The sequence below is a fragment of the Xylophilus ampelinus genome (assembly GCF_003217575.1).
Classification (GTDB): Bacteria; Pseudomonadota; Gammaproteobacteria; order Burkholderiales; family Burkholderiaceae_C; genus Xylophilus; species Xylophilus ampelinus.
The window spans coordinates 1-3169 of the sequence record NZ_QJTC01000049.1; the positions used below are offsets into that span (position 1 = coordinate 1).

Here is a 3169-nt window from a genome sequence, read left to right on the forward strand (position 1 = left end):
GCAGCAGATCAAGACCAAGCAGCGCCTCCGGGGCAAACGCACCATGCTCGGTCACCTACCTCGGCAAACGCAGCTTTGTGCAGACCTTCCTTAACGGACTTCTTTAAAAATTTTATATTTCAAAGGCCTGACAATTCAACCTTTTCGCGAGCCTCAAAGACTGTTAGTATCGTCATGGGATCGATCTGTACATAGCCGATCTCGCACCGACGTTTGCGAGGGAAGAGCACATTCAAGTCTTCCTCCAAAGTTAATGTGACGACGCCGCACGCAACGTCAATTGCAGAAACTCGTGCAGCGTGGAAGTCAAAAAAACGCTGCACCGTACTAAAAGCACCTTTGTATAGGCTTTCCTTAGCAGAAAATACGAGCGTAACAAGCTCGCGCAATTCCAATGGCCCATCGACTGAGCGCAGAAAATCTAATTCATCAGGATTTATCGCGATAGCCCGGAGTGCTATCTCTGACTCAGGAGAGACGACGCGCTCGATATCAATACCAAGTCCTACGTGATAGGCTTGCTCCCCTACAACTGCTACAGCGACGGCATTGGTGTGGGAGATGCTGCCCACGAAATGCTCGGGCCAGACCGGTTCACCTGCATTGCCGATTGGGACGTCGACAATGGGCGCGCCACAATCGCACAGAGCCGCGCGCGCGACCAAGCGCCCGAAAAAGAACTCTGCCTGCCGCTTGCGCACGCTGCGTGCAACTGAGGCCGGGCAAGGTATACCAGCGGCCGCGAATGCGGACTGCTCGAAACGTGACGAATCGAAAGAAGCCAAAAAAACTTGCAGCAAACCGCCGCTGGGTAGCTTAAGCTCACGTACAGATAGCAGTGTTTCCATAAGAAACTTAGGGTGACCATTTCCTCACTACTGTTTTGCTTATGCAAAATAGGCTAGTGCCTGCGCTGCTGGAAGATCGACGACTAATCAGTCGGCCCTTCAAAATTCACCGAGCCGAGCAAACCAGCCGATCTGAACTGGTTGTCCTTGCGCCGATGGCCGCTGTGAGCGCTGTTGCGAGCATGGCAAGCCCCCCAAACAGCGGCGCAAGAAGGCCTCGCAGTCCCAACCGCACGATGGACGGCCGGCGGCGGCGACACCAGCACCTGCGAATTGCAGTGACGGACCGAACAGGTCGTCTTGTGCGACAGCGCGGCCCTCTCGCACCTTGCGAGTGAAGTGGGGCGCCAGAGCCGCTTCGATCTGCGCCCAGCAAAGCCTGCTCGCCAGCACCGCCAGCGGGTAACGCAGGGCAATCATTTGGGCCACCGGCTGGCGAAAGAAATCAGCGCTCTCGGCCTTGGACATTTGATGGTTCAATGGTTTGAAGCAGGGCTGGTCTGGGGCACTACGAAGAGCGCATTGAGAGTATTTTACCTTTAAGTCTGGTGCATCGGCTAGATAGATGCCGCGGCTACATCTATGGAATACGATGCATGCGCCCCGTGCAAATTCAATAAGATTTGGCAAAAATTGCCCAACTATTAGTGCTGCGACCGGTGAACAGGCAAGTGCCGCTGCGCTGGAGTTGCTCAAAAGGAATGCAGCGGACCGACACCTTCAGAGAAACTAATTGCTCGACCATCACTGGATCGTCCACGAACGGGCAAAGCGCAAAACCACCATAGGTGTCGTCTGTGCCGGGGAACCAGCGTTCGAATTCTTGACGGTCCGTGATCTCGCGTATGTGGGCATCTCGATAGGCTACAGCTCGCTGGAGTAGCTTAGACTGCATCTCATCGAGTATTTGCCCGATGCGCGCAACTAAATCCCTGTCGGAAATAGCCTCGCGTTTATTGGCGACGCGATCTCGCCTGCTCAGCATTACCGTTCCGGCATCAAGATCGCGCGGGCCAACTTCAATGCGCAATGGCATACCGCGCTTAATGTGATGCCACATTTTGTCGCCGCCACGCATGTCGCGTGAGTCGATTTCTACCCGCACGCGGCCCTCGCAGTAGGGCTGCGCGCGCAGTTCCAGCGCGAGTTTCTGGCAATACTCCAGGACGCGAACACGATCGGCCTCGTTGTGGTGGATGGGCAATATGACCACGTGCCGCGGCGCAATGCGCGGCGGAATCACCAGGCCGTCGTCATCGGCGTGGGTCATGATGAGCGCCCCGATCATGCGCGTGGACATGCCCCAGGACGTCGTCCAGACGTATTCCTCGCGGCCCTGTTCGTTCTGAAACTTGATGTCGGAGGCGCGCGCGAAGTTCTGCCCCAGGAAGTGCGAGGTGCCGGCCTGCAGCGCCTTGCGATCCTGCATCATGGCCTCGATGCAGTAGGTGTCGACGGCGCCGGGGAAGCGCTCCCAGGAACACTTCTCGCCCTTGATCACCGGCAGCGCCATGTAATCCTCGGCAAAACGGGCGTAGACCTCCAGCATGCATAAGGTCTCTTCCTTGGCTTCCTCTGCGGTGGCGTGCGCAGTATGGCCCTCCTGCCACAGGAACTCGGTGGTGCGCAGAAAAAGGCGGGTGCGCATCTCCCAGCGCACCACGTTACACCACTGATTAAGCAGCATTGGCAGGTCGCGGTAGCTCTGGATCCACTTAGAAAACGCGGCGCCGAAGATGGTCTCGCTGGTGGGTCGCACGATCAGCGACTCTTCCAGCTCGCCAGCCGGCATCAGGCCGCCGCCAGGTTTGGCTTCCAAGCGCCGGTGCGTGACCACTGCGCACTCCTTGGCGAAGCCCTCGACGTGCTGCGCTTCTTTCTCGAAGAACGAGAGTGGGATGAATAGTGGAAAATACACATTCTGGTGCACCGTATCCTTGAACATGCGGTCCAGATGTTGCTGCATGCTCTCCCATCTCCCATCTCCCATCTCCCATCTCCCATCTCCCATCTCCCATCTCCCGTAACCGAGCGGCTTGATCACCATGCAGCCGCGAACTGGCGAGTTCTCGGCAAGGTCAGCCTCGACAATGACCTGTTGATACCATGCGCTGTAGTCCTGTGCGCGAGTGGGAGTAATAGCGTTCATGCCGTTTCGATAGCTAGTGTGGTGTCTCAAAAATAAGCCGAACTAAGTTTGTGGGCAGCCCGAGCGACCTTTGCGAGGATCGTATCGGCGCTCTTGTGCCAGATGAAAGGTTTCGGGTCGGCGTTATGTCGGTCGATGTATTGCCGGATGGAGCGCTCCAGATCGGCCACGC

The 3169-nt window shown here is 56.9% G+C and carries 2 protein-coding genes and 2 pseudogenes; all 4 read right to left on the bottom strand.

Features of this window, described 5'->3' with window-relative positions:
* Positions 1-119: 119 nt before the first annotated feature.
* Positions 120-848 (bottom strand): 4'-phosphopantetheinyl transferase family protein, encoded by a 729-nt coding sequence (locus DFQ15_RS16700; RefSeq protein ID WP_110467036.1) that lies wholly within the window; start codon positions 846-848, stop codon positions 120-122.
* A 237-nt stretch (positions 849-1085) separates the two neighbouring features.
* Positions 1086-1316 (bottom strand): annotated as a pseudogene (locus DFQ15_RS16705) (IS5/IS1182 family transposase); the annotation flags it as partial.
* A gap of 145 nt (positions 1317-1461) precedes the next feature.
* Positions 1462-2997 (bottom strand): proline--tRNA ligase, encoded by a 1536-nt coding sequence (gene proS, locus DFQ15_RS16710; protein ID WP_110467037.1) that lies wholly within the window; start codon positions 2995-2997, stop codon positions 1462-1464.
* A 26-nt stretch (positions 2998-3023) separates the two neighbouring features.
* Positions 3024-3169: pseudogene (locus DFQ15_RS18020) on the bottom strand (IS630 family transposase); the annotation flags it as partial.